The organism is Nonomuraea cypriaca (genome assembly GCF_015645445.1).
GTDB classification, from domain to species: domain Bacteria; phylum Actinomycetota; class Actinomycetes; order Streptosporangiales; family Streptosporangiaceae; genus Nonomuraea; species Nonomuraea cypriaca.
Genome location: NZ_JADOGI010000071.1, coordinates 19,581 through 44,886, shown reverse-complemented (window position 1 = coordinate 44,886; position 25,306 = coordinate 19,581). Strand labels below are relative to the sequence as shown.

Annotated in this window: 22 protein-coding genes; 7 read left to right on the top strand and 15 right to left on the bottom strand. The window is 69.7% G+C overall.

Annotation, left to right across the window (positions count from 1 at the left end; genetic code table 11):
• The 4 genes from ITP53_RS59395 to ITP53_RS23520 form a co-directional block, all read right to left on the bottom strand.
• Nucleotides 1–1,417 (bottom strand): RNA polymerase sigma factor (locus ITP53_RS59395; protein WP_195897595.1); only part of this gene is annotated, 1,417 nt, incomplete at its 3' end.
• A 148-nt stretch (nt 1,418–1,565) separates the two neighbouring features.
• Nucleotides 1,566–2,375, bottom strand: coding sequence for a hypothetical protein (locus ITP53_RS23530; protein ID WP_195897594.1), 810 nt, complete (start codon nt 2,373–2,375; stop codon nt 1,566–1,568).
• A 63-nt stretch (nt 2,376–2,438) separates the two neighbouring features.
• Entirely contained in the window at nt 2,439–4,049 is a 1,611-nt protein-coding gene (locus tag ITP53_RS23525; RefSeq protein WP_195897593.1) for an ABC-F family ATP-binding cassette domain-containing protein, read from the bottom strand.
• 124 nt (nt 4,050–4,173) lie between these two features.
• Complete coding sequence (locus ITP53_RS23520) at nt 4,174–5,064, bottom strand: alpha/beta fold hydrolase (RefSeq protein ID WP_195897592.1); 891 nt, start codon at nt 5,062–5,064, stop codon at nt 4,174–4,176.
• A gap of 41 nt (nt 5,065–5,105) precedes the next feature.
• Between ITP53_RS23520 and ITP53_RS60410 the strand changes: the two genes are divergently transcribed.
• Nucleotides 5,106–5,699 (top strand): TetR/AcrR family transcriptional regulator, encoded by a 594-nt coding sequence (locus ITP53_RS60410; RefSeq protein WP_195897591.1) that lies wholly within the window; start codon nt 5,106–5,108, stop codon nt 5,697–5,699.
• 76 nt (nt 5,700–5,775) lie between these two features.
• Here the strand turns inward: ITP53_RS60410 and ITP53_RS23510 are convergent, their stop codons facing one another.
• Nucleotides 5,776–6,732: a phage baseplate protein gene (locus ITP53_RS23510; RefSeq protein WP_195897590.1), complete on the bottom strand. Its 957-nt coding sequence runs from the start codon at nt 6,730–6,732 to the stop codon at nt 5,776–5,778.
• A 155-nt stretch (nt 6,733–6,887) separates the two neighbouring features.
• Here ITP53_RS23510 and ITP53_RS23505 point away from each other — a divergent pair, with 155 nt between their 5' ends.
• The 5 genes from ITP53_RS23505 (at nt 6,888) to ITP53_RS23485 (ending at nt 11,498) form a co-directional block, all read left to right on the top strand.
• Nucleotides 6,888–8,027 carry a DUF4185 domain-containing protein gene (locus tag ITP53_RS23505; protein WP_195897589.1) on the top strand — a complete coding sequence of 380 codons (1,140 nt, stop codon included), beginning with the start codon at nt 6,888–6,890 and terminating at the stop codon, nt 8,025–8,027.
• Nucleotides 8,024–9,034, top strand: a complete 1,011-nt coding sequence (locus ITP53_RS23500; protein ID WP_195897588.1) for a DUF4432 family protein — start codon at nt 8,024–8,026, stop codon at nt 9,032–9,034. The genes ITP53_RS23505 and ITP53_RS23500 overlap by 4 nt, the downstream gene beginning before the upstream one ends.
• A gap of 64 nt (nt 9,035–9,098) precedes the next feature.
• Nucleotides 9,099–9,869: an SDR family NAD(P)-dependent oxidoreductase gene (locus tag ITP53_RS23495; RefSeq protein WP_195897587.1), complete on the top strand. Its 771-nt coding sequence runs from the start codon at nt 9,099–9,101 to the stop codon at nt 9,867–9,869.
• A gap of 304 nt (nt 9,870–10,173) precedes the next feature.
• Entirely contained in the window at nt 10,174–10,593 is a 420-nt protein-coding gene (locus ITP53_RS23490; protein WP_195897586.1) for a peptidase inhibitor family I36 protein, read from the top strand.
• Complete coding sequence (locus ITP53_RS23485; RefSeq protein ID WP_195897585.1) at nt 10,584–11,498, top strand: hypothetical protein; 915 nt, start codon at nt 10,584–10,586, stop codon at nt 11,496–11,498. The genes ITP53_RS23490 and ITP53_RS23485 overlap by 10 nt, the downstream gene beginning before the upstream one ends.
• Here the strand turns inward: ITP53_RS23485 and ITP53_RS23480 are convergent.
• From ITP53_RS23480 to ITP53_RS23435, 10 genes are all read right to left on the bottom strand, one after another.
• Nucleotides 11,457–12,893 (bottom strand): S10 family peptidase, encoded by a 1,437-nt coding sequence (locus ITP53_RS23480; RefSeq protein WP_195897584.1) that lies wholly within the window; start codon nt 12,891–12,893, stop codon nt 11,457–11,459. The genes ITP53_RS23485 and ITP53_RS23480 overlap by 42 nt on opposite strands.
• 9 nt (nt 12,894–12,902) lie before the next feature.
• Nucleotides 12,903–14,135 (bottom strand): enolase C-terminal domain-like protein, encoded by a 1,233-nt coding sequence (locus tag ITP53_RS23475; protein ID WP_195897583.1) that lies wholly within the window; start codon nt 14,133–14,135, stop codon nt 12,903–12,905.
• Nucleotides 14,122–17,139 carry a glycoside hydrolase family 38 N-terminal domain-containing protein gene (locus tag ITP53_RS23470; RefSeq protein WP_195897582.1) on the bottom strand — a complete coding sequence of 1,006 codons (3,018 nt, stop codon included), beginning with the start codon at nt 17,137–17,139 and terminating at the stop codon, nt 14,122–14,124. The genes ITP53_RS23475 and ITP53_RS23470 overlap by 14 nt, the downstream gene beginning before the upstream one ends.
• On the bottom strand, nt 17,136–17,948 hold the full coding sequence (locus ITP53_RS23465) for a carbohydrate ABC transporter permease (RefSeq protein WP_195897581.1): 813 nt from the start codon (nt 17,946–17,948) through the stop codon (nt 17,136–17,138). The genes ITP53_RS23470 and ITP53_RS23465 overlap by 4 nt, the downstream gene beginning before the upstream one ends.
• On the bottom strand, nt 17,945–18,751 hold the full coding sequence (locus ITP53_RS23460; RefSeq protein WP_328815501.1) for a carbohydrate ABC transporter permease: 807 nt from the start codon (nt 18,749–18,751) through the stop codon (nt 17,945–17,947). The genes ITP53_RS23465 and ITP53_RS23460 overlap by 4 nt, the downstream gene beginning before the upstream one ends.
• Nucleotides 18,752–18,789: 38 nt before the next feature.
• Nucleotides 18,790–20,040, bottom strand: coding sequence for an ABC transporter substrate-binding protein (locus ITP53_RS23455; RefSeq protein WP_195897580.1), 1,251 nt, complete (start codon nt 20,038–20,040; stop codon nt 18,790–18,792).
• 18 nt (nt 20,041–20,058) lie between these two features.
• Nucleotides 20,059–20,757, bottom strand: a complete 699-nt coding sequence (locus ITP53_RS23450; RefSeq protein ID WP_195897579.1) for a FadR/GntR family transcriptional regulator — start codon at nt 20,755–20,757, stop codon at nt 20,059–20,061.
• A gap of 74 nt (nt 20,758–20,831) precedes the next feature.
• On the bottom strand, nt 20,832–21,365 hold the full coding sequence (locus ITP53_RS23445) for a DUF305 domain-containing protein (protein WP_207756334.1): 534 nt from the start codon (nt 21,363–21,365) through the stop codon (nt 20,832–20,834).
• 68 nt (nt 21,366–21,433) lie between these two features.
• Entirely contained in the window at nt 21,434–22,465 is a 1,032-nt protein-coding gene (locus ITP53_RS23440) for a phosphotransferase family protein (RefSeq protein WP_328815498.1), read from the bottom strand.
• Nucleotides 22,466–22,526: 61 nt separating this feature from the next.
• Nucleotides 22,527–24,062, bottom strand: a complete 1,536-nt coding sequence (locus tag ITP53_RS23435) for a sulfatase family protein (RefSeq protein WP_236051118.1) — start codon at nt 24,060–24,062, stop codon at nt 22,527–22,529.
• Nucleotides 24,063–24,594: 532 nt separating this feature from the next.
• On the opposite strand from ITP53_RS23435, the gene ITP53_RS23430 reads away from it, so the two are divergent.
• Nucleotides 24,595–25,302 (top strand): class I SAM-dependent methyltransferase, encoded by a 708-nt coding sequence (locus tag ITP53_RS23430; RefSeq protein WP_195897576.1) that lies wholly within the window; start codon nt 24,595–24,597, stop codon nt 25,300–25,302.
• Nucleotides 25,303–25,306: the final 4 nt, after the last annotated feature.

Here is a 25,306-nt window from a genome sequence, read left to right as displayed (position 1 = left end):
GCGTGGGCGTGGGGCTGGGCGCGACCGTCGGCGTGGGGCAGGGCATCCGGCCGCAGGGCCCCTTGGACGGGGTGCCCCCGGGTGAAGGGCCGCCCGGTGGATGCCCGGGGTGACCGCCGGGCGGGCGCCCAGGAGGCCCGGGGTGACCGGGGCCGCCGGGTGGCCGGCCGGGGTGGCCACCGGGGGGACGGCCGCCGGGTGGCCGGCCGACCGGCGGGTCGACGGCGGGTGGGGTGCCGGTCCTGCCTGGCGACGGACCGGCCGGTTGCGAGGTGCCTGGCGATGCCGTGCCGGCCGAGGTGGACCAGGCGGGCGCCGGGGGTGAGACGGCGGGCGGCGACTGGGTCGGCTTGATCGGGTGTGTGGTGGTGCTGTCGAGGATGGGCTCGACGGTCAACGGGCCGTCCTGGGGGTCGGCCTGCCACGGGAGCCGGATGCCCGGCGGCTCGCCCGTCGCGGGGAAGGCCGCCGTCGCCACTCCCGCCAGGCCGCCGTTGTCCTTGCCGATCTCATTGAAGATCACCGCTATCGCCACCACGGTCGCGACCGCCGCCAGCGCGCCCGCCAGCGCCTGAGGCCATCGCCGAACGTCCTTGCCGGCGGGAACGGGAAACCCCGCGGCGCCCAGCGCACCCGTACGCCTGGCGACGTAACGGCGGTAGGGCAGGAGTTCGGGGTCGGCGAAGCAGCTCATCACCCTGACCCGCAGCGCGTCGGGGAGCGCGGCCTCCGGCACGAGTTCGAACACCTTGGCTGCCGACACCTCGCGGGTGCGGTGCGGCGCGCAGATCTCGCAGCGTGGCAGGTGCCTGACGAGGTGCTCGCGCATCGTGCCCGTCATCTCACCGGAGAAGCCGGTGAGGATCGCGGCCCGGCGCGGGCAGTCGTACGGGCCCTTCCTGGCCAGGATCTCGGAGGTGATCGCGTCGCCCAGGCGCTCGCGGGCCTGCTCCTGGAGTGGCTCGATCTGGCGTGCCGCGACCGCGAGCACCTGTGCCAGCTCGGCGGCGGACAGTTCGTGCCGGTACGTGAGCTCCAGGACCTCGCGGTCGGCGACAGGCAGGCTCTGGACGGCGTTCCAGGCCATGATCCGCAGGTCGGCGTCGGCCGGGTCGTCCAGCGGCGGCGCCTCGGCCAGCGCCGCCTCGGCACCCGGTGGCGCGGCGGCCCGGCGGCGCAGGCATTCGACGCGGGCCAGCGCGTACAGCCAGGTGCGGAGTCTGTCGGGCTCGGACAGCGCGCCGGCGTGCGCCTCCGCGGCGATCAGCGTGTCGCGGAGGGCCACCTGGGCGCTGTCTGCGCTCAGCAGGAGGGACCAGCAGTAGCCGTAGACGCTCTCCGCGTACGCGTCGTACAGCGCGGCGAGGGCGCCCGGGGCGCGGGCGCGGAGTGCTTCGACCAGGACGCGGTCATTCATGTGACCGAAGGTAATGGATCGGTAACTAGTAGTTCTACCTGTTCCGCGCCAATGACATGGCTTGTCGTGAGGCCGGCCCGGATTGCGTACGGATAAATCCGCTCGATGGCCCGATTTTTCGGCTTTTATCGCGCTTGATTGCGTCCGATCATTCTTTATGCTGCGTTACCACCTCAGTGCTGCGATCCACCGCGAACGGCTCGGTCGTCGGCTTGACGGTGTGCACCGGCATGGCTCCCCCGAGCGCCAGATCCTCGTAGGGACGGCCGGTCGATCCCCACGTCCTGGCCGAGATCTCGGTCTTCGCCACCTTGGTGCTCGCCGGCAGTCCGCCGATGGTGAGAATGAACCTGGGCGGGCTGCCCGCCTTCACGTCGTCCACGAATGTGCTGCCGCCGGCCAGCAGTTTGCCGGCCTTGTCGCGCAGCAACGCGTTCACGACGAGACTGCTCGCCGGCAGCTGATACGGGTTTCCGACATATCCCGTAATAAGGTATGTGCCGTCTTTCTGGCGCAACGTCTGGGTGCGCGATATGGGGAACCGCTGGAAGGCCGACGCGATCCGCGCCGCAGGCCGCCATTTCGCGGGACGGTACTGGATCGTCACCTTGGCCGGTTTCTCCGCGCTGGTGGCCTGGCCGGTGAAGGCCAGCGACCCGCCGGGCGGCACCGCGTCGAGCGGCTGGTCCATCCGTACGACCTCGGTCCCCCTGGCGTCGTGGCCGACGACCGTGGCGACCACGTGCTCGCCGAAGTGCCACGGGTTGGCGTTGCTGAGCACGCCCGCCCAGTTGACGGCGTACCCGTCCGCGGACTTGACGATGTTCGAGACCTGTTCCTTGAGCGCGAGAGGCTTGAGCGCTTGTTCGGGCTTGTCCTCGCTCGAGCATCCGGGGAGGCAGATCGCTCCGAGTGCCCCGAGTGCGAGGAGGCTGACGGTTCGGCTGTGCAGGATCACTTTGCCGTGATAACCCGCGCATGCGTACGGCAGACGGCTGACACGCCCTCTTTAACGGTGTCTTTAACGCTGACGTACGACCCTGGCCTCGTCCCAGACCGGCTCGGGCGATTCGTAGACCGTGCCGTCGGAGCCGAAGACCAGGTAGCGGTCGAAGTCGGAGGCGAACCACCGGTCGTGGGTGACCGCCATGACCGTGCCGTCGAACGCCTCCAGCCCCGTCTGCAGCGCCTCCGCGCTGGCCAGGTCGAGGTTGTCGGTCGGCTCGTCGAGCAGCAGCAACGTGGCCCCGGACAGCTCCAGCAGGAGGATCTGCAGCCGCGCCTGCTGACCGCCGGACAGCGTGTCGAACCGCTGCTCGGCGATCAGGCCCGCCAGCTCGTAGCGGGCCAGCGTCTTCATGGCCTCGTTCTTCAGCTTGGCGTGCTCGGTCATGACGATCTCGACCGGCGTGCGGCCGAGCAGGTCGGGCCTGGCGTGGGTCTGGGCGAAGTGGCCGGGCACCACGCGGGCGCCCAGCCTGGCGACGCCCTGGTGGGCGATCTGCTCGCCGGCGATCAGGCGCAGGAAGTGGGACTTGCCCGAGCCGTTGGAGCCGAGGACCGCGATGCGTTCGCCGTACCAGATCTCCAGGTCGAACGGGCTCATGAGCCCCGTGAGCTCCAGGTCCTCGCAGATGACCGCGCGCTTGGCTGTGCGGCCGCCCCTGAGGCGCATCTTGATGTTCTGGTCGCTCGGCGCCACCTCGGGCGGGCCCGCCTCCACGAACTTGCGCAGCCGCGTCTGTGCGGCGTGGTAGGCGGCGGCCATGCCGTCGTTGTACCTCGCCTTGTTCTTGAGCATGTTGACCAGGGCCTTGAGCTTGGCATGCTCTTCGTCCCAGCGCCTGCGCAGCTCGTCGAGCCGCTCGTTGCGGGCCTTGCGGGCCTCGGCGTAGGTGGCGAACCCCCCGCCGTGGATCCAGATGCCGCCGGATTCGACGGTGACGATGCGGTCGGCGGCGTTCGCGAGGAGCTGGCGGTCGTGGCTGACCAGCAGCACGGTCTTGGGCGTCTCCCTGAGCTGCTGCTCCAGCCACTCCTTGCCGGGCACGTCGAGGTAGTTGTCCGGCTCGTCGAGCAGCAGGGTCTGGTCGGGGCCTCTGAGCAACGCTTCCAGGACCAGGCGTTTCTGCTCGCCGCCCGACAGCGTCGCCACGTCCCGATATTTCACCCTTTCGTACGGGACGCCGAGCGCGGCCACCGTACAGGTGTCCCAGAGCACCTCGATCTCGTAGCCGCCCGCGTCGGTGTAGTCGCCGATGGCCTGCGCGTAACGCATCTGCGTCTTCTCGTCGTCGCGCTCCATCATCACCAACTCGGCGTCGTCGAGCCGCCCCGCCGCCCGCCGCACGGTCGGGGGCGCCACGCCGAGCAGCAGGTCGCGCACGTTACTGCCGTCGCGTACGCTGCCGATGAACTGCCGCATCACGCCCAGCCCGCCCGAACTCGCCACCGAGCCGTCCACCGGCTGGAGGTCGCCGGCGATCAGCCGCATGAGCGTGGTCTTACCCGCGCCGTTGGGCCCGACGAGCGCCGCCTTGACGCCTTCGCCGATCCGGAAGGACACGTCGTTGAGCAGGGGCCGCCCATCGGGCAACACGTACGTGAGATGTCCTACTTCGACGTGACCCATCCCAGCAGCGTAACGGCCCCTCCTACCCCCGGCACCCGAATATCCGCCGTCACCCCACGACCGCGCAGCGCGGGAACACACCGGTGTCGACGACGTAGGCGTCAACCACGGGATACACGTATCCTCATCGGCCGAGGCCGTCGGCGACGCGGGTCGTGTGGGTCAGGATGCGGGTGTTGACCAGGTCGGGCAGGTCGAGCGCGATCGAGTGGCCGGTGCCGGGCACCACGTCGACCTCGGCCGAGGGCACCAGCCGGGCCAGGCGGCGGGCGACGGCGGGCGAGTCGTGCATGGTGCTGTGGGCGCCGAGCAGGACCAGGGCCGGAGTGGTGATCGCGGCCAGTTCCTCGTCCGTCAGCGGGACCATCGGGGGGAGTGCCGTCTCGAAGAGGTACGCGCCGGAGACGGCGGCCATGATGTCGCCGGGGCGGTTGATCGAGTCGGTGTGCAGCAGGCGGGCCAGACGGCGCCTGATCGCCGGGCCGGCGTGCAGACCGAGCCCGCAGGCGATGGCCCAGGCGAAGTGGCGCAGCGTGGCGGTGCGGAAGGCGGCCGGGTCGAGCAGCGTCATCCCAGCCACCCGCTCCGGAATCCGGATCGCGGCCAGCATCGACTGCCAGCCGCCGTACGAATAACCCACGAGGTACGCCACGGGGACCCCGATGCCGTCGAGGACCTCGGCGAGCCAGGCCGTCAGGTCGTCGGCCCCGGTCAGCGGCCGGGTCTGCGTGCTGCGGCCGGGTGCGCCGATCGGGTCCACGAGATAGACGGGGTGGGCCCGGCCGAGCGGCCCGCTGGTGTAAATCCAGCCCAGCGAGTTGCCTCCCATGCCCGGCAGCAGCACCACCGGCATGCCGTCCGCCGCTCCGGTCCGGTAGAGGCGTGTCGTGCCGAACGCGGTCGTGACGTCCATCGGCTCCAGGGGCACCGGCCAGTCGCGGACCGTCTTGTCGTAGCCGTCGAGGAATCGCCTCTCGGCCTTCTCATTGCGGAACCTGCCGATCTCACGTGTCACCGTACGCTCCGTTCATCGTGATACATGTGTATCATAACCACGTGCCCAAGCGAGTGGATCACGAGGAGCGCCGCCACCAGATCGCCGAGGCGGTCGTGCGGATCGCGGCGTCACGCGGCCTGCGGGCGGCCAGCATGCGCGAGGTCGCCGCCGAGGCCGGCGTGTCCCTGCGGCTGGTGCAGTACTACTTCCACACCAAGGAGGAGCTGCTACGAGACGTGCTCAAGCACCTCGGCACGCTGCTCGCCCAGCGTGTGGGCCGGGCGCTGGAGGGGGAGCCTGCCACGCCCCGCGCGTTCATGTACCGCGCGCTGGCCGCCCTGATCCCCACCGACGACGAGAGCCGCCGCATCGTGCTGGCCTACCAGGAGCACTACCTGCTCACCCTCACCGAGCCCCACCTGGCTCCCGAGGGCCTGACCTACGCCAACGCGCTGCTCGACGTCGTCGCCGACCAGATCAGGCAGGCCCAGGAGGCCGGGCAGGTGGCGCGGAGCGAGGACCCGCACACGGCGGCGGGCATCGTCATGGCCCTGGTCAGCGGGCTGCAGTCGAGCGTGCTCGCGGGGCAGCACGACGGCGAGGCGGCCGTGGCGCTGCTCACCGCGCACCTCGACCGCCTCTTCGCCGGATGACGTCTCAGATGACCTCGGTCTTGCACAACCGGATGACGCCTCTGATGACCTCGGTCTTGCACAACCGGATGACGCTTCAGATGACCTCGGTCTTGTAGAAGATGCTGGCCAGGCGCGCCTTCTCGACGCCCGAGGCGAGGCCGAGGCACAGCCGGGGGGCGCCGGAGACGATCTGGATACCCATGCCCTCGGGCTCGCGGTAGTCCAGGGACTTGCCCGCCACGCTCCTGGCGCGCTGGACGAGCTTTCCGGTGCGCAGGTCGACGCTGTGCGTGTAGGTGTTGCCTGGCGGCGGGTTGTTCGTCGTGTGATACGCGTTGCCGGTCAGGATGTAGACGAAGTTCCCGTACGCCGCGTACCCCTGGAAGGTGCCGAGGCCCGTCGGCTGGGGCACGTCGAACAGCTCCTCCTTCGAGCCCGACTTGACCGCCGACAGCGAGTACGCCGCCAGCCGGAACCTGCTCCCGTCCCAGTAACGCGTGACGAGCCGGTTCGTCGAGGGATCGACCGTGCAGGTGGTGTTGACCGCGCCGTCGACCAGGGTGTACTTGGTGAGCGCCGACGACGTCGGCGTCAGCGTCTGGCCGTTGACGAACTTGAACCTGGCCAGCTTCGTGCCCCGGATCTCACCGTCGATGACCTTCGCCTCGGTCTCCGTCCACAGGTACGCGGAGGTGCCCGACGGCTCGACCCCGATCTGGACGCCGTGGCCGAAGCTCATGAGGTACATGTGGCCGAGGATCGCGCCGGTCAGGCTGAGCTTGGTCACGCAGAGGTGGCCCGCCGCGCTGGAACCACTGCCGTTCTTGACCTGCACCGCGTAGATGTGCTTGTTGACGTTGTCGAAGGCGAACGACTGCAGCACGGTCTCGTCGTACAGCGGTTTCCTCCAGAGCAGCGAGGTCGAGGGGGCCGTCAGCTCGAACCGGCCCTCCGCGGCGGCGGCAGGCTCGGCGGCCAGCGCGGCGGTCGCCGCGACCCCGGCGCCGATCTTCAGAAGTCCTCTGCGACTGACGGGCAGATGAGCAGACATCTTCACGTCCGTTCCACTTGGGGAGTTAGGAGAAGTCAAACACCCTAGTGGCTCGTGTTCCTCACGAGTCAGGGCAATCAGGTGTGAATGGGCCTGGACAGTAAGTGATCTAATGACTAGAACTGTAGGGAGTCCCCTCCCCCTAGGACACAGTGATGACGCGATTCCGCTCCGCCCTCGCTCCCCTCGCCATCGCGTTGATCGGCTTGACGGCCGCACCGCACCCCGCCCTGGCCGCGTGGCAGGAGCAGCCGGCCACGGCCGCCGCCTCCTGCGCGCAGCCCGTACGAGGCGTGACCACCGACGCCCGGCTGACCAGCCTGTTCACCAACTACGGCAACGACAACAGCCGCCTGGACGACTGGACGGGCGCCGACGGCACCTATTCGCTCCGGCTGCCGAGCGGCCAGGAATTATGGGTGTTCTCCGACACCTTCCTCGGCCAGGTGAACCCCGACGGCTCGCGACCGCCGGTGGTCGAGGAGGGCGGGACGACCGTCTTCCTGAACAACTCCTTCGCCGTCGAACGCGGCGGCCGGCTGTCCACGATCCACGACGGCACCGCGCGGAAGCCCACCGCCGTGATGCCGCCGCGCGACGCGAACCACTGGTTCTGGGCCGGGGACGCGACGCTCGCCAGCGGCATCGTGGAGGTCACCTACCAGGAGTACGAACGGTACGGCACCGGCGCCTGGGACTGGCGCTGGCACAGGAACGTCGTGGCCAGGTTCCTGCCCGGCCGGCTCGAGCAGCCGATCAGCGTGCACGACCTGCCGTCGGGGCACGCCGTGGCGTGGGCGTCCGGGATGCTCAAGGACGGCGGATACACCTACGTGTACGGCGTCGAGGACCTCGGCTCGGCGAAGTACATGCACCTGGCCAGGGTCAGGGGGCAGAGCCTGCTGGGCGACTGGGAGTTCCGCACGGCCGGCGGCACCTGGTCACCGAACGAGGCCGACTCGGCGCGGATGATGACCGGCGTGGCGAACGAGTACAGCGTGAGCAAGGTCGGATCCGGATATGTCCTGATCACGCATGACACGACCGTGGCGCTGAACCCGAACATCGTGGCCTACTTCTCGTGCTCGCCGGCCGGTCCGTTCACCGGCAAGCAGCACGTCTACACGACCCCGGAGACGAGCGGGAACATCTTCACCTACAACGCCCACGCCCATCCCGAGGTCGACGGCGACGGGCTCGTGGTGTCGTACAACGTCAACAGCTTCGTCAACACCGACCACTACCACGACGTGTCCATCTACCGGCCCCGGTTCCTGGACGTGAGCTTCGGGTGAGACGCAACTGGGCGGCGCGCCTGCGCCACGTCACGATCGACGGGCTGCGGGCGGTCGTGCTGGAGAACGAGCGGCTACGCGTGACCGTCGTGCCCGGCAAGGGCGGCGACGTGGTGGAGTTCCTGCACAAGCCCACGGACACGGACTTCGTCTGGCTCTCCCCGCAGGGCCTGCGCGCCCCGCGCGACCATCTCCAGGGCGCCGCCGACGACGTCGCCCAGTTCACCGACCACTACGAGGGCGGCTGGCAGGAGGTCTTCCCCAACGGCGGCGCCCCCAGCGAGTATCGCGGCGCGCGGCTGGCGCAGCACGGCGAGGTCGCGGGGCTTCCCTGGGACCACGAGGTGCTGGCCGACGACGAGGACGAGGTCGCGATCCGGTTGCGGGTGCGGACGCGGCGGCTGCCGTACCGGATGGAGAAGATCTTCAGGCTGAGGTCGGGGACGGCGGCGCTGGAGATCGAGGGCCGTGCCGTCAACGACTCCGACGTGCCGCTGCACGCCATGTGGGGGCAGCACATCGTGTACGGGCACCCGTTCCTGCGCCCGGGGGCCAGGATCAGACTGCCGGAGGGCGTCCGGGTGATCCCGCACGAGAGCGCGATCAACCCCGCAGGGCGCCGGGTCAGGGCGGGCGGGCCGTGGGAGTGGCCGAGGGTGCCCGCGGACGACGGCGGCGAGACGGACCTGAGCGTGGTGCAGGATCGGGGCGCGCCGAGCGACATCGTCTATCTGACCGGATTCAATGAGGGTTGGTACGAAATAGAGGGGGATATAGGTATTCGGGTGGAATGGGATGCGACTCTCCTGCCGTACCTGTGGATGTGGCAGGAGCTCGGGGCGTCCACCGGCTACCCCTGGTGGGGACGGGCGTACACGGTCGGGCTCGAACCGTTCTCCAGCATGCCGACCGACGGCCTGGCCGCGGCCGTGGCCAACGGCACGGCCCTCATCCTGGAACCACACGAGACGAAGGTGCTGAGGTTGCGCGCGGAGGTCATGGCGTGAACGAGCGTAGCGAGAGAACAATCAGACACAGCAACGTGTTCACGCGACCGACGAAGGAGGGCGCGTGAACGAGCTGGACGGCAAGGTGGCGTTGGTCACGGGCGGTTCGATGGGCATCGGGCGGGCGGTGGTCGACCGCCTCGCCGACGGCGGGGCGTCCGTGGTGTTCTGCGGCGTCGACAAGGACGCGGTGCTGGACACCGAGCACGTCACCGGGCGGATCGCCGACGTGCGCCGGCCTGGCGACATGCGCGACCTGGTCGACCTGGCGGTGGCCCGCTACGGCGGCCTCGACATCGTCGTGACCTGCGCGGGCGTGCAGCGCTACGGCACGGTGGAGGACACGCCCGAGGACGTCTGGGACGAGGTGCTCGACATCAACCTCAAGGGTGTCTATCTCACGTGCAAGGCTGCCATCCCCCGGCTCAGGGCCCGCGGCGGCGGCTCGATCGTCGTCATGTCGTCGGTGCAGGCGTTCTCCTCGCAGGCACAGGTGGCCGCGTACACCGCGAGCAAGGCCGCGCTCAACGGCCTGACCAGGGCCATGGCGCTCGACCACGCGGCCGACGGCATCAGGGTGAACGTGGTGTGCCCGGGCTCGGTGGACACCCCCATGCTGCGCTGGGCGGCGGACCTTTGGCGGGGCGACCTGTCCCAGGAGGAGCAGGTCGTGCAGTGGGGCCGCGCCCATCCGCTGGGCCGCGTGGGACGGCCGGAGGAGGTGGCCGAGATGGTGGCGTTCCTGGCGGGGCCGCGATCGTCGTTCATCACCGGGGCCGAGCATCGCGTGGACGGCGGACTGCTGGCGCAGAACCCGGCGGCGCTGCCCGAATAAGCGCTACCCGGATGAGCGCCGCCCGAATAGGCGCTGTCCGAGCAGGCGCTGTCCGAACAGGCGCGCCCGGAACGAAGGTCGAGCGCAGCCCACAAGTTCCTCCTGCGGCCCACCAAACCTGGCAAGAGTTGCGTCAACGCGACGATCTCACAGGTCACGTGACTGATTAGCTCTGGGTCGGCGTGCCGGGCACGCGACCCTCATCGGGGCGCGCAGCCGGGGATCACGAGCACCAGCGGCTCGTGTTCGATACGGCGCGCCACGTTATGAGGTCGCAACCGACTCACCGACTGAGGAGAGACCTGTGAGGCTATTCAACAAGGCCGCCGGCTTCGTCGCCGCGGCCACCCTGTTCACCGTGGCGCTCCCCGCCGCCGCCGCGGTGGCCAGCCCCCGCTCGACCTGCTACGGCGGACGTGTCTGCCTGTACGCCGGCTTCGACTACAACCGCGGTCAGATCGACCACTGGCGGGACTTCGTCGACGACGACTCCAACTTCGCCGACAACAACTGGCTGAACTGGGACTTCAGCAACTCCTGGCGCACCATGAACAACGAGACGAGCTCCGTCAGGAACCGGATCGGCTGCAGCGCCACCCTCTGGCAGCACCCCGGATACACGGGGGCGCACAGCACGTTCACGCACAACTCCAACGACGGCTTCCTCTCCAACAACGCCGTCGGCAACAACCGCGCCAGCTCGATCGACATCTGGTGCCGCTGAGCGAGAACGGGAGTGCCGGTTTCCGGGCTTGGCCGCCGGAAACCGGCTGTCGCGGCCTTCTCGCCGGCACGCTGCTGCTGACGCTGAGCGCCACGGCCTGCGCCGCCGAGGAGCCCAGGCGGCCGGCGCCGGGCATCACCTCGGTGTCGCAGCTGGTGTTGCCGTTCGACGCCTACAAGACCACTCCCGAGCAGCGGGCCGTCCTGGGCAACGCCCACAACCTCCTCGTCGTACGATGCATGCGCAAGCAGGGCCTCACCGTCTCCCCACCCGCCGAGGACCCTGCCGCCGTCGCCGCGATCGATCCGGGCAACACGCGCCGCTACGGCGTCGTGGACACCGGGGCCGCCCGGCTCCACGGCTACCACCTGGCCCAGCCGCCCGCTCCCGACACCAGCGACGCCTGGGCGAGCAAGCTACCCAAGCCGGCCCGCCACCGCCTGTACGGCACCGCCGCCGACCGCGGCTGCCTGGACCGCGCGACGCTCACCCTGGACAAGGGCGCGCGCCGGGCGGACTGGGCCTGGCTGACCCTGCAGGACTCGCTCACCCTGGAACAGGCCGCGAAATACTCCTCGGTGGCGGGGGCGACCAAGCGCTGGCAGGCGTGCATGAGCCAGGCGGGCCACTCCTACCCGGCTCCCGAGTCGGCCATCGCGGACAGCCGGTGGAACCTCGACAAGCCGGCCGTGAGCGAGGACGAGAAGCAGACCGCGACCGCCGACACCCTGTGCAAGTGGTCGTCGGGCCTGGTGGCCGCCTGGTTCGAGGCCGACGCGCAGCTGCAGCGGGCGATCATCAGGGACAACCCCGACCGCTTCGCCGCGCTGCGCGACAACCTCACGCAACGCCTCGCCCGTGCGTCAGCCCTGCTCGCCGAGCACAAAGGCGGTCAGGTCGGCTGACTGACGCAGCCTGCTGAGCTCGTGGACGTACATCATGTGGCCGGCCTCGTAGTACTTGAACTCGATGTTGGCGGCCAACTCCTCGGGCACCGGCAGGTGGGCGAAGGCGTGCTCGGCGGCGTAGTACGGCGTCGCGCCGTCGTGGTAGCCGCAGGCCACGTGGACGCGCAGGTGGGGGTTGGTCCGCATGGCGGCGCCCAGCCTGTCGGCCACGGTGACGTGCGCGCCCTCGAACTCCTTGTACGACCACGGCTGCACGCGCGAGGTGAGCACCTCGTACGGCAGGTCGTTGGCGTAGCCGAGTTCCGTGCGCAGGTAGTGGTTGAGCGCGGCGCTGTAGGGGCCGGTGATCGCGTTCATGCTGGGGTCGGCGGAGAAACGCTCGGCGCCCGCGTCGGGGTCCCAGCCGGTGAAGCGGCCGTCGAGGCGCCCCACGGTCCGCCGCTGGGAGCGCAGCACCTCGGTGAAGAACCGGTGGTGCTCGATCCGCAGCTCGACCCGGTCGACGTAGTCCTCGCTCAGTCCCGTCAGCCTGGCGATCCTGGTGACCGCCGCCGAGCGCTCCTCGGCGGTGAGCCGGTTGCCGCGGGCCAGCACCCACGGGTATTCGCGCTCGGCGTACTCCTCGGCCTCGCGCAGCAGGTCGGGCAGCGGCCGGTCGCCGTGCAGCCCGTGATAGTGCGCGATAGCCGCGTAAGTCGGCAAATAGAGGCTGTAGGCGAGGTCGTTCCCCTTGGTGAACCGGATCGTCGCGAAGTCCAGCACCGAGGAGATCAGCATCACGCCGTTGAGGAACATGCCGTAGCGCGACTGCAGGTGGTCGGCCAGTCCGGCGGCCCGCACGGTCCCGTACGACTCGCCGGCGAGGAACTTCGGCGACATCCACCGCCCGTTCCTGGTGGTCCACAGCCTGATCATCTCGCCGACCGACTCCAGGTCGCCGGTGAACCCGTGGTACGGCTCCGACTTCTCCCCCTCGGCAGCCCGCGAGAAGCCGGTGGAGACCGGGTCGATGAAGACCAGGTCGCTCACCGCCAGCAGGCTCTCCTCGTTGTCGGTCAGCCCGTACGGGGGAGGCAGCAGCGCGCCCGCGTCCCCCATCACGACCCTGCGCGGCCCGAGCACGCCCAGATGCAGCCACACGCTCGACGATCCTGGACCGCCGTTGAAGGCGAACGTCACCGGCCTGCTCAGCGGATCGGTGCCGTTGAGCGTGTAGGAGGTGACGAACATCTCGGCCTTCGGGCGCAGGCCCTCGAACTTCCCGTCGGTGAACACCTCCTCGCGCAGCACCATGGTGCCCGTGGTGGCGGAGTAGCTCTTCCCTGACGGCAGGGAGTGGGCGGTCGTGATGAGGTTGTCGGCAGGGGCAGCAGGCTTCGACTCTTCAGACATATCGCCCAATTATGGCGTGATGTCAACGGAATTGGTGGGGTCGGCGAAGCGTTCGTTCGGAACCTGCGCGTACCAGCCGGGCCGGCCGGGGTCGCGATCGTACGGATATCCGCCTATTTCGCGATAAAGCTCGGCGTAGTGCGCGACCCGCTCCGGGTCCAGGCGAACGCCCAGGCCCGGACCCGAGGGCACCGCGATGGCGCCCTCCAAGTACGCCAGCTTGCCGCCCTCGATCACGTCGTCCCTGAGCTGGTGGTAGTGGGCGTCGGCGGCGTAGGTGAGGTTCGGCAGCACCGCGCCGAGGTGCAGCATCGTCGCGAGCTGGATCCCCAGCTCCCCCGACGAGTGCACGGCCACCCCGAGCTGGAACGTCTCGCACACCCCCGCCGCCTTCACGCACGACCTGATGCCGCCCCAGAACGTCGTGTCCAGCAGCACCACGTCGGCTGCCCTGCGCAGGACGTTCGAGGCGAGCTGCTCGAAGTTGACGACCACGGTGTTCGTCGCCAGCGGCACCCTGACCTGCTCGCGCACCGCCCTGAGCCCTTCGAGCCCCCAGACGGGGTCCTCCAGGTAGTCGTTGTTCAGCCCCTCGATGGCCCGGCCGAAGCGCAGGCCCTCGGCCAGCGAGAGTACGGCGTTCGGGTCGTACCTGAGCCGGTCGCCGGGGAACGCGGCGGCCAGTGCCCGGTAGCACTCCAGCTCGTAGTCGGGCGGGAACACCCCGCCCTTGAGCTTGTGGACGGTGAACCCGTGGGCCGCCTTGAGCGCCGCGGTGTGCTCGACGAGCTGCTCGGGCGTGCGGATCTCGGCGTAGCCGTCGGCCGCGTAGCGGAAGAACAGGTAGGAGGCGAACGGCACTTCGTCGCGGATCCGCCCGCCCAGCAGGTCGGAGGCGGACACCCCGAGGTGCTGCCCGACGAGGTCCACGCAGGCGAACTCGATGGCCGCGAGCAGCTGCGTCCTGTTGTTGTAGAGCGAGGCCGTCGGGTTCGCGATCTTGAACCGCAGCGCTTCGAGCTGGAACGGATCATGCCCCTTCAGGTACGGCACCAGCGCGCGGAAAGCCGACTCCGCGCTCTCGCCCCCGCCCCCCATCTCCCCCAGGCCGACCAGCCCGTTGTCGGCCTCGACCTCGACGATCGTGCGGACGAACCTGCCCCAGTGCGCGCCGTTGCTGTGCCGCAGCGGCGCTTCGAGCGGGACCGCGACCGTCGTGGCCCGGATGTCAACGATCTTCAAAACACGTCCCCCAAACGGTGGCCACCCCGCAGGCGGGCACCCGTACCTTGACCGATTCGTCCACCACGTCCAGCTCTCGGGCGGCGCGCAGCCCCGGCATGGTGACCGTCACCTCGACCGGCTCGGCGGCCAGCGACTGCAGCCGCACCACCCGCTCGTCCCCCGACCGGCCGATCGAGGTCAGCAGCACGTCGGGGTGGTCGACGGACACGTACGTCTCCGTGGCGCCGGGGCTGCCGGTGATCAGCGCGCCGACGAACGGCTCCGTCAGCCCGGAGGCCACCGCCGCCCCCAGCCGTCTGCCCCCTGCCCGAGCGGACATGACCGAGTAGCGGAACGTGGTCTCGCCCTGTTGCTGTGAAGGGAAGTTGGTGTCCCAGATGTTGTTGAGCGCCCACGAGTAGACCGTGCCGTCCTCCTGGTCCAGGGTGGGCGGGAACGGCGCGTATGGCATGTGGATGGTGCCGAGCTGCACCAGCGGCGCTTCCAGGGTGGCCCAGGCGATGGTCAGCTCGGGATCCTCGAACGCGATCCAGTGCCTGATCGGCAGCATGTACTCGGCGGAGCCCGGCACCCTCGGCACGTCGGGGCCGCCGACGCCGCCGGTCAGCTCCCAGGCCGTGGCCGGTCCCGCGGCGAACGGGAAGGCCAGGAAGACCGCCTCCTTGGCCGGGGTGCCCTGCTTGGCGAGCTGGTAGGTCAGGTCCAGCCTGGGCACGCCGTTGTGCAGCTCGATCGTGGTGCGCAGCCAGTCGACGCCCTTGCCGCGCAGCTCCACGACCAGCTTCTCGCCGACGGCGGTGCGCTGGGCCGCGACGATGGTGGCGTTCCTGCCGATGTCCCGGTCGCCGAGGAGCGTCCGATCGTGCGCCCCGACGTGTCCCGACAAATGGTTGAAGTGCGGGGCGGTGGCGTACTGGTCGTAGACGTACTGGCCGAAGCCCGCGGCGGCGTCGGCGTCGACCAGCTCGCGGCCGGCCCGCTTGTCGAAGACCGAGCCGATGTAGCCCTCGCGCACGTCGTAGGACACCCGGTAGAACTCGTTCTCGATCACCCCGGCTCCAGGAGACGAGCGCAGGCCGAGCTCGACCGGCTCGGGGGCCTGGACCTCGCAGGGTACGACGTCGAGGCGCGCGTACCCGTGTCCGGGGACGTCGGGCACCACCGCGTGCAGGTGGCGTCCGATCGGCCTGGTCGGCCAGTCCACCGGGTCCACGAGCTCCTCGTGGTGCGGGAGCGTCTCCCCGGTCCGCGCGTCGACGAGCGCGACCGGCACGTCCACGGCCACCACGTCGCGCGGCAGGAACGCGCGCACCACGTCCGTCCGCGCCCGCGTACCCGGATTGAACACGGCGAACGCCGCCAGACCACGGCCCTCCGCCTCCGCGGGGTCCGAGTCCGACAGGGCGGCGGCGTACCTGCGTGTGGCGGCGTGGAGCAGGTCGGCCGCGTCGTCCTGCGCGTCGTAGGCGCCGGACGACTTGCGCGTCCACTGCAGGCCGCCGGAGTCGCCGGCCTCCTCGGCGTCCTCCCACGGGTTGGCCGCGCCCCAGGTGTGCTCGTTGAACAGCGCCACCTTGTCGTAGGCCGCGTCGATCTCCTCGGTGGCGTCCACGCCGGCCAGCGTGTGCAGCGTCTCGGCGACCCGCAGCGCCGACTGCGCCCGGCGTACGTAGCCGAGCGGGCGCGCGCCCGACCCGAGCCCGTCGGCCCACCAGTCGGTCCAGTCGCCCTCGTGCACGGCCAGCCGGTCGTGGTAGCGCTCCACGACGTGGTCGAAGAAGTCGCTGTTCACCGCCGAGCGCAGGCGCGGGTAGGCCCACTGCTCGTTCCACTTCCGCGCGATCGACGCCGGCACGATCGACGGCCCCGCGTTGTCGGCGTGCGCCCCCTGCACCCGCAGATGCAGCGCGTCCAGCTCGTACGGCTCCCGCGGCGCGTCAGGCCCCTGCCATCCGAACGTCCCAGGCCCGTACGGGTAACCCCGGGTGGCCAGCGCCGACAGGTAACGCGGCAGCAGGTCGTCGGCCAGCTCGTACGAGTCGGTCAGCCCGACCGTGTTGCCCTCCATGTACGCCATGCCGTGCGGCGTGTCGGTGAACCACACGACGATCTCGTTGCCGCTCGGCGCCCGCCAGCGGAACGGCCTGGTCAGCTTGTCGCCGCCGTGCAGGTAGGGCACGGACCGCCCGGCCCAGTTGTGTGCGGCGGCCAGGTAACGCACGCCGGCCGCGCTGAGCGCGTCGATCAGGCCGACGACCGCGCCGGGCACGTCGGTGTGCATGGCGGACCTGGTGGTGAAGCCGTACCTGTCGTGGAGCTGGGAGGTGAAGCGGAGCTGCCGGTGCAGCTCCTCCGTCGAGCACGCCTCGGTGTGCAGCTGGAACGGCAGCGCGGTCACCTCGATCACGCCCTCGCGGGCCCTGCGCGCGAACGCCTCCACCATCTCGGCCGGCCGCGCGTCGAGCCACCTCAGCGCGGGCATCGACGACTCGACCGTCCACCGGAACTTCGCGTCGTCCGGCCAGGACGCGGTCTCCTCGGCCAGCCGCACCGCCGCGTCCAGGTAGTCGAGGTGGTGGCGCAGCACCGTGCCCTGCGGGTCGGTGTACCCGATGTCGAGGTGCGAGTGGTGCACAACGAACACACTCCACTTGCGCTGCGGAGTGACGGTGATCTGCGCGCTGCCGACCACGCCGTCACCCGGCCCCGCCTCGTCCCGGCACTCCAGCGTGAGCACGCGCGGCGCGGTCACCTCGGGTACGAGCAGGGTCACGTCACGGCCGGCCGCGCTGTCCACACCCACCAGGGAGTGCGTGAGCGGCTCGGTGCTGGACACTCTGATCGCCTGGCGGCCGTCGTGGGTGAACAGCGGCAGCACCGAGACCCGCACCTCCAGCCCGCGGACACTGAGCACGGGCGTCGAGGTGTCGTCGCGCAGCGCCTGCCTGATCCCGTCGTAGTCGGGGCTACCGAGGCTGCGCTGCAGCAACCGGCTGGTCAATGAACACTCCCTAGGGACAGGCCTCGGGCGAAGAGGCGCTGGGTGGCGAGGAACAGGACGACGGTCGGCAGCGAGACGACGAGCCCCGCCGCCAGGCCGACGGGCACCGGTGTGCCGGCGTAGACGTCGGTCATGAGGCCGGCGATGGCGGTCATCACCGGACGCACGTCCGCGGTCTGGGTCAGGGTCAGGCCGAAGACGAGGTCGTTCCAGATGAAGGTGAACTCCAGGATGAACACGGCCGCCAGCGCGCTGAGCGACATCGGCAGGTAGACGCCCCAGAAGATGCGCCACGTGGAGGCGCCGTCCATGCGGGCGGCCTCGAAGATCGAGAACGCCACTCCTGAGTAGTAGTTCCGCAGCACGAACGCGCCCAGCGGCACGTTGATCGCGGTGTAGATGAGCAGCATGCCGAGGCGGCTGTCGTACAGGCCGGCGTCGCTGTAGCCGACGAACAGCGGCACGAGCAGCATCTGCGAAGGGAAGATCGTGCCGCCGAAGATCAGCAGGAACCACCAGAACCCGTGACGCAGCCTGAGCACCACGATGGTGTATCCGGCCAGCGCCCCGATGAGCACGCCGAGCAGGGGCGAGACGACGCTGTAGAGCGCGGTGCTGGCCAGGCTTCCGCCCAGGTCGGCGCCGTCGAGGGCGCGCGCGAAGTTCTCGAAGAGCGCGAAGTCGCCTGATGGCACCCACGCGCTGGCCGGATCGTAGGCGTCCGACGGCCGTGAGGCGTTGACGAGCAGCAGGTACGTGGGCCCGAGCCAGACCAGCCCGAGCACGATCAGCACGGCGCGCCGGATCATGTGGCGGTCACCTGCCTGCGCAGATACAGGTAGGACGCCAGCCCCGTGACCACCGTGAGCATCACCGCGACCGCGGAGCCGTAGCCGTAGTCGCTGGCCACGAACGTCTCCTTGTACATCGTCACCGCCAGCGTCTCCGAGTTGCGTCCGGGGCCGCCCTGCGTCAGCACCCACACGATGTCGAACGTCTTGAGCCCGGCCACCAGCGCGAGCCCCACCACGACCGCCGTCAGCGGCCTCATGAGCGGCCAGATGACGTGCCTGAACAGCCGCCACCCCGACGCCCCGTCGAGCCGCGCGGCCTCGATCGGCTCCTTCGGGATCGACTGCAGCCCGACCACGAACAGCAGCGTGTTCACGCCGAGTTGCTGCCACGTCCAGACCAGCAGCATCGCGAACGTGTTGGCCGGGGCGTCCTGCAGGAACGCGGTGTCCACGCCGAGCAGCAGGTTCGCGATGCCGTCGTGGGACAGGACCGGGCTCCACACCATGGCCAGGCCCGCGCCGCTCAGCGCGTACGGCAGCATGAACGGCACCCGGTACCAGGCGCCGCCCCTGATGTCGTACGACAGGACCGCGACCAGCAGCCCGAGCCCGACCGGCAGCACCATCGTGCCGGCCACCCAGATCAGCGTGTTGCGGGTCGAGGTGAGGAGCGCCGGGTCGTCGAACAGCTCGGCGAAGTTCTGCAGGCCGATCCACGCCGGCGGCTCCAGCCCGTCGTAACGCGTGAGGCTCAGGTACGCCGTCCACACGAACGGCGCGTACAGCAACCCCGCCACCAGCAGAGCCGCAGGCGCCACATACCCGTGCCTGAACCTGCCCAGTATTGGAGAGGGGGTCACTGATGCATGCTCCAGTAGTCGTCGGCCTCCTTCTGGATGGTCTCGAGGACCTCCATGTACGTGCCTGGCTCGGTGACGAACTTGCCGAACCCGTCGAGCGCGGCCGTCAGGATCGGCGGCGGTGTGGCCTCGAAGTAGCGGTTGACCAGGCGGTACTCACCGCTGCCCGCGTCCTTGGTGACGGCGCCGAGTGCCTCGTCCTTGATGGTCACCTTGGGGTTGGCGCTCACGTCGCCCCTGGTCGTCGCCCACTTCTCCTGGGCCTGAGCGGTGGTCCACCACTTGAGGTACTTCATCCCGGCGTCGGGATCGGCCGACTCGGCCAGCGAGCAGAGCGGCCCGCTCTCGAAGATCATCGAGGTCTTGGGGAGCGCGGGGTTGACGTTGGGGATGACGAAGAAGTCGTAGTCGGTGCCCGGCTTCATGCTCCGGGAGCTCATGCTGGTGTTGAACCAGGTGCCGAAGGAGACCATCGCCGCCTTCTCGTTCTTCAGCACGTCGCCCGGATCCGTTTTGTCACCCGGATTGATGAAATATCCGGCGTCGATGAGCGACTTCCACTTCTCCATCACCTGCACCACGCCCGGGTCGGTGTACTTCGCCTTGCCGGTGGCCAGGCGGTCGTACAGGTCGGGGTCGGTGCCGGCCATCAGCTGCTCGAACCAGACGAAGGAGAACAGCACGCTGGTGTGGTAGAAGGCCTTCACGCCGTTCTGCTTGAGCGTGTCCGCGACCTTGATCAGGTCGTCCCACGTCTGCGGCGGCTTCAGGTCGTACTTGTCGAAGGTCTTCTTGTTGTAGAACATGCCCCAGTACGCGACGTTCATCGGCACGCAGTACTGCTTGCCGCCGATCGTGTAGTAGGGCAGCAGGTCCTGCGACAGATCGCCGGCCTTGATCGCCTCCTGCCAGACGGCCGTGGTCTCGGCCACCTGCTTCTGCTTGACGATCTCCTCCAGCATCCCCCCGGTCTGCCAGGTGAACAGGTCGGGCTTGACGTCCGTACGGAACGACGCCTTGATGAACGCCTGGTACTGAGCCGAGTCCGTATAACCGGTCGGCTTCATGCCCAGGCCGATGCTCTGCTTGGACAGGGCGCCCATCTCGTCGAAGTACTTCGTCCACGCGCCCTTGTCGTTGTACAGGGTCAGCTCGGTCTTCTTCTGCGGTGTCGCGGCGTCGTTGCCACCGCAGGCGGTCAGGACGAGCGCCGCCACGCCGAGCGTGGCCACACGTGACCGGAACATGGGCCGGCCTCCTTGGTTCTATCGGGGGGATTGCAACCTGTGCTCTATAACCGTCTTCACGTCGACCAGGTGGGCCCGCATGCGCACCTCGGCCTGCGCCGCGTCGCCTGCCTCGATGGCCTCCAGGATCGCCAGGTGCTCGTCGTAGTCGCGGCGCCGGTCGTCGAAGATCTGCAGGATCTCCCGCTGCTCGGGTCCGTGGACGGTGAGCAGCGAGTCGACGACCTCGTGCAGCACGCTGTTGCCCGCCAGCCGCGCGGTCGCCCGGTGGAAGGTCATGTTCGCGTCGTGCAGCTCGGCGTCCTCGCCGCGCAGGTGCCTGCCCGCCTCGTCGAGCACCCGCTGGAGCGTCGCGAGCTCCTCGCGGCCCGCCTGCCTGGCGGCCAGCGCGGCCAGCGGCGGCTCGATCAGGATCCGCGCGCCGAGCAGCTCCAGGAGCTGGGCGGCGTGCATCTCACGCAGGTTGGGGTTGGGCAGGACCAGTCGTTCGATGTCGGCTCCGACGTAGATGCCGGACCCGTGCCGCATCTCGATGGCCCCGGTGGCCTCGAGCCTGCGCAGCGCCTCGCGCAGCGTCGGGGTGGTGACGGCGAAGCGCTGGGAGAGCTCCCTGGTCGAGGGCAGCCTGTCGCCTGGCCGGTGCCCGCCCTTACGGATGAGCTCCAGCATGCGCTCGGTCAGAGCGTCGGAAAGCGTGGGCCGTGTTACCTCGGACATATCAAGTGATCTAATCACTTAATGCCATGCGCGTCTATGAAGAGAGTGTTTTTCGCGTCATGAGAGGTGTGAGGTTACGAAGACCGGCGGCTGAGGAGGTCCATCATGATGCCGATCTGCGCCTTGCGGGACGCCTGCACCTGAGCGGCCCATTCCTGGACCTCCGGATTGGCGCCGGTCGAGACCTCCGTACCGGCCATCCGCACGGCGCCGTCCTGGTGCGCGATCAGCACGTTGAGCAGGTCCCGCTCGACGGATCCCGACTTCTTGAGCGCCTGGATCCGCTTGACGTCGGTCTCCGGCAGGCCGCCGTGGTGGTCGTGCGAGCCCGTGGCGGCGGTGAGGGGCTGGTCCCAGGAGTGCAGCCAGCGCAGCATCATCTCGACCTCGCTCTGCTGCGTACTCTCGATGGCCGCGGTCAGGGTCTTGAGCTCGGACGTCGTGGCGCGGGCGGTGCCCACCCTGGCGATCTCGATGCCCTGCCGGTGATGCTGCACCATCATCTGCACGAACATCACGTCCTCGGCGTTCACCGGGACCTCCTCGGTCGCGGCCGGCCCACAGGCGGCGGCCAGCAGCAGACTCATGGCCGCTAAAAGTCCACGCACCGGCCACGCTCCTAACTAATAGGAAACCTTCTTAAGAGTTGTCGATTTCCGCCGAGGATGCAAGGGCCTCATCTCAGCGGAAAGCCGAGTGCCTCCCGGGTGTGATGCCTGACGATGCCCATCATGAACTCCCGGTCGGGAAAGTCCCCCTCCAGCAGCCGCAGCGGCCCCGCGACGAGCGACAGGTGCTGGGCCAGCTCGTAGAACCTCATCCGCCGCTCGTCCAGCCCGTCGACGCGCAGCCGCTCGTAGTGGTCGCCGAACCGGATCCGCAGGAAGACGTGCTCCCATTCGACATCGAAGAACATCGCGCCTTCGATGTCGATGAGCACCGGCTGATCGTGCTCGTCCAGCAGCACGTGATCGGGTCCCAGCTCCCCGTGGACCAGGCCGTGGCCGGAACGCGGCGCCACGCCGGCGGCCAGTTCGCGAAGGCCGTCCTCCAGCCGCGCACGCTCCGCCCTGATCGGCTCGACCCGCGCCGCCGCCTCTGCCAGGTCCCGCACCGCCCGCTCCAGTACGATCCCGGAGCCGGCCTTCGCGATGCCCTGACCGCTCTCGACCAGCGCGACCTTCCCCAGCTCCGGCGACCGGCACCGCGCCATCGCCGACAGGCCGTCCGCCAGCCGGTCCAGCGCCTCCTTCGCCGGCCGCGCCTCCAACGTCCCCCCGCGCACGTCCTCGATCAGCGCGATGTCGGCCGGATGGTGCCTGCGGTCGCCGTCGGCGAGATAGAGGTGCGGAACGCGTACGCCGAGTGAGGTCAGGCGGGCGTGGGCGGCCTCGAAGAGCCGCAGCCCGGACGCGTGCGAAAAGGGCTCCTCGTCCGCCCGCCCGCCGCCCCAGTAATCCTCGTCCTCGGTCCAGACGTAGAGCACCGCACTCGGGCCGCTGTCGAAGAGGAGCCGGTAGACGCCCTTCTTGCTGCCTCCCCTGAGCCGCTCGACCTGGACGAGCCGGCGCCCGGCGCCGAACGCCTCGCGTACGAGGCCGCCGAGTTCCTCGCGGGTCACGAACCGCCGCCCCGAAGCCGCGCGTGTGCCGGCGTGGCGGGGATCGGCGACGGGGTTCGGCTCGGCCGGGACATGGGGTGCGTTCACCACGTGATGGTGACGCATGGCGAGTCCCGGCGCGAGAGGTTATGAACTGGTATGCCCCTTCTCAGGACAGGTGGGAGGCGGTCCAGCAGTCGGCGGCGCCCGGTTTGCCGCAGTTCGTCAGGCCGTCGAGTACGCGGCCCAGGTCGGCCGTCCTGGCGTTGTCCGGGTCGTTGGTCTCCTGGTGGGGGTCGGTGACGGTGTTGTAGTACTCGGGCTCGGGGTCGCCTTCGTACTCGACGTACAGGTCGCCGGCGGTGCGTACGGCGGCATAGCTGGGCGGCCCGGGGGCGGCCTCGGCGTCGGGATCGGGCTCCCCTGGCGCGGCCGGGTCGGGCTTGACATGCTCGATCAGCGCCACGTCGCGCCAGTCCTTGACCTTGTGGCCCTGGATGAGAGGCAGCAGGCTGCGCCCGTCGCGCGTCGCCCCGTCCACCCCGGCGATGTCGAGGAAGGTCGCGAACAGGTCCACGTTCTGGGCGATGGCGCCGGTCACGAGGTCGCCGGGGCGTCCCGCCGCCGGGCGCCTGACCAGCAGCGGCACCCGTACGTCGTGGTCGTAGGCGGTGGACTTGCCGCGCAGCAGGCGGTGCTGGCCGAGGTGGAAGCCGTTGTCGCTGGTGAACACCACGTACGTGGTCCGCCGCTCCTCGGCCGTCAGGGTGGCCAGGACGCGCTCCACCATGTCGTCGACCGACTGCACCATGCGGATCCGGTCGCGGAAGTCCTTGCGGAGGTCCTTGACCAGGTTCGGCCCGATCGGCTGGCGGCGTACCCAGGAGGGCTTGTCCGCGGTGTCCTCGTCGAACGCGGGCAGCGCGCTCACGTCGATGCCGGTGCAGTCGGGCCCCCCGCAGTCGCCGTGCGGGAACTCCCCGGCGGGGAACTGGTTCTTCGGCCGGTCACGCCGCGCGGGCGGGAAGCGCGGCTCCTTGTCGCCCGGCTTGAACCCGACCCTGGAATGCGGCGCGAACGGCGAGACCTGGAGGAAGAACGGCTCGCCGGGCGCGTGCTCGCGGGAGCGCTCGATGAAGTCGACCGCGCGCTGCCCCAACTCGTCCACCAGGTACGTACCGTCGGACGGATCGAGCGGCTTGTCCCCCGCCGTCTCCTCCTTGATGTAGCGGGTGAGCTCGTATCTGAACTCGTTGTAGCCCCCGCCCGCCGCCACGTGCCACTCGTCCCACCCGGCCGGGACCTTGTAGCCGGCGCCGACCGGGTACTCGTTGATGTACTTGCCGAGGTAGCCGGTGCGGTAGCCGGCCTGGTCGAGGGAGGCGGCGTACGTACGGGCCTCGTGCTGCTCGAACGCCGCGTAACCGCCCCGGTCGGAGCCCTTGTTCGTGAGGACGCCGGTGTTGTGCGGGAACTGGCCGGTGAACATGGAGGCCCGGGACGGGCAGCAGAGCGAGTTGGACACGTAGTAGTCGGTGAACGTCGTGCCGTCCCTGGCCAGGCCGCTGACGGTGTCCATGTACGAGAGCAGCTCGGCGGACATGTCGTCGACCAGGAAGAAGATGATGTTCGGCCGCCGGGGCTCGGCGACCGTGCCTGCGCCGGCCTGGGACGTCATGGTCAGCGCGAGGACGACGGCCAGCATCACCGCCACGCTTCTCCTGATATTTCCGACCATGGAGGTGACAGCCCCTTTTACTGAGATAAGAGATTCAGTGTTGGGATGCACGCTAATCTCGCGCCTGGCGGCCTATCAACCGATTCGCCCTGTGGGCTTCCTGGCAGCCGAACCTGTGGTTTCCTGGCAGCCGAAGAGCCTCCTGGGCGCAGTACGACGGCGTCGACGCGGTCGACCCGGAGGTCGTCATCATGGCGGAGGCCCCGGGCAGCCTGTGGGCCGACGTCACCTGGTCCTACGACGGCCAGGCCCAGGGAACGCTACTGCTACCAGCTCGTCGCGGACGCCGACGGCTACCGGATCGCGGTGCTCACACCCTTGGCATGAGCCCGGACCGCCTGGCGCCGCCGAGCCCGCGGACCAACCACCGATCGGCACCCTGAACGGACCGGACTCCCGCAACCATCGGACCCCGGTACGCCGGCTCCCTGAACCATCGGACGCCGGTCGGCGTCCTGGAGCGACCGGAATTGTCGGGGGCGCCTGCGACGATCCAGCCATGCCCGCACCAGATCTCCGCCCCATCTCCGCCTACTGGGACGCCTCGGCCGCCACCTTCGACAGCGAGGCCGACCACGGTCTCCTCGATCCCGGGGTCCGCGCCGCCTGGACGCGACGGCTGACGACGTGGCTCCCCGACCACCCGTCCGACGTCCTCGACCTGGGCTGCGGCACCGGCTCCCTGACCTTGCTCCTGGCCCGGTCAGGCCACCGGCCCACCGGCGTCGACCTGTCCCCCCGCATGATCGAGCAGGCCACGGAAAAGCTCACCGCGGCGGGCTTCACGGTGCCGCTGATGGTGGGTGACGCCGGCGACCCACCGCCCACCGGGCCGTTCGACGTCGTTCTCGTCCGGCATCTCGTGTGGACCCTCCCCGACCCCGGGGAAGCGCTTCGCCGCTGGCTGGGCCTGCTCCGGCCGGATGGCCGCCTGGTGCTGGTGGAGGGCCGCTGGCAGACCTCGGCAGGCGGCGACCCCTACGCCCCCGGGTCGCCGCCGCTGCCCTGGTACGGCGGGGTGACCGCCGCACGCCTGACCGAGGCGCTCGAACCGCTGGCCCACGTGATCCACCACGAGCAACTCACCGACCCGGCGCTGTGGGGCCGTCCGATCCAGGACGAGCGTTACGTCCTGATCGCCACCCCCGCCGCCGATCACCCCCACCGCACCGCGACTCCTGTACGAGTGCCACCAGAAGCTACATAATCGC

What these genes read in the sequence shown, in the direction of transcription:
- ITP53_RS23450 (WP_195897579.1), bottom strand. Translation starts at nt 20,757, where the DNA reads ATGTCCGAGGTAACACGGCCCACGCTTTCCGACGCTCTGACCGAGCGC.
- ITP53_RS23480 (WP_195897584.1), bottom strand. Translation starts at nt 12,893, where the DNA reads ATGTCTGAAGAGTCGAAGCCTGCTGCCCCTGCCGACAACCTCATCACG.
- ITP53_RS23505 (WP_195897589.1), top strand. Translation starts at nt 6,888, where the DNA reads ATGACGCGATTCCGCTCCGCCCTCGCTCCCCTCGCCATCGCGTTGATC.
- ITP53_RS23435 (WP_236051118.1), bottom strand. Translation starts at nt 24,062, where the DNA reads ATGCTGGCCGTCGTCCTCGCGCTGACCATGACGTCCCAGGCCGGCGCA.
- ITP53_RS23510 (WP_195897590.1), bottom strand. Translation starts at nt 6,732, where the DNA reads ATGTCTGCTCATCTGCCCGTCAGTCGCAGAGGACTTCTGAAGATCGGC.
- ITP53_RS23430 (WP_195897576.1), top strand. Translation starts at nt 24,595, where the DNA reads ATGCCCGCACCAGATCTCCGCCCCATCTCCGCCTACTGGGACGCCTCG.
- ITP53_RS23525 (WP_195897593.1), bottom strand. Translation starts at nt 4,049, where the DNA reads ATGGGTCACGTCGAAGTAGGACATCTCACGTACGTGTTGCCCGATGGG.
- ITP53_RS23455 (WP_195897580.1), bottom strand. Translation starts at nt 20,040, where the DNA reads ATGTTCCGGTCACGTGTGGCCACGCTCGGCGTGGCGGCGCTCGTCCTG.
- ITP53_RS23465 (WP_195897581.1), bottom strand. Translation starts at nt 17,948, where the DNA reads ATGATCCGGCGCGCCGTGCTGATCGTGCTCGGGCTGGTCTGGCTCGGG.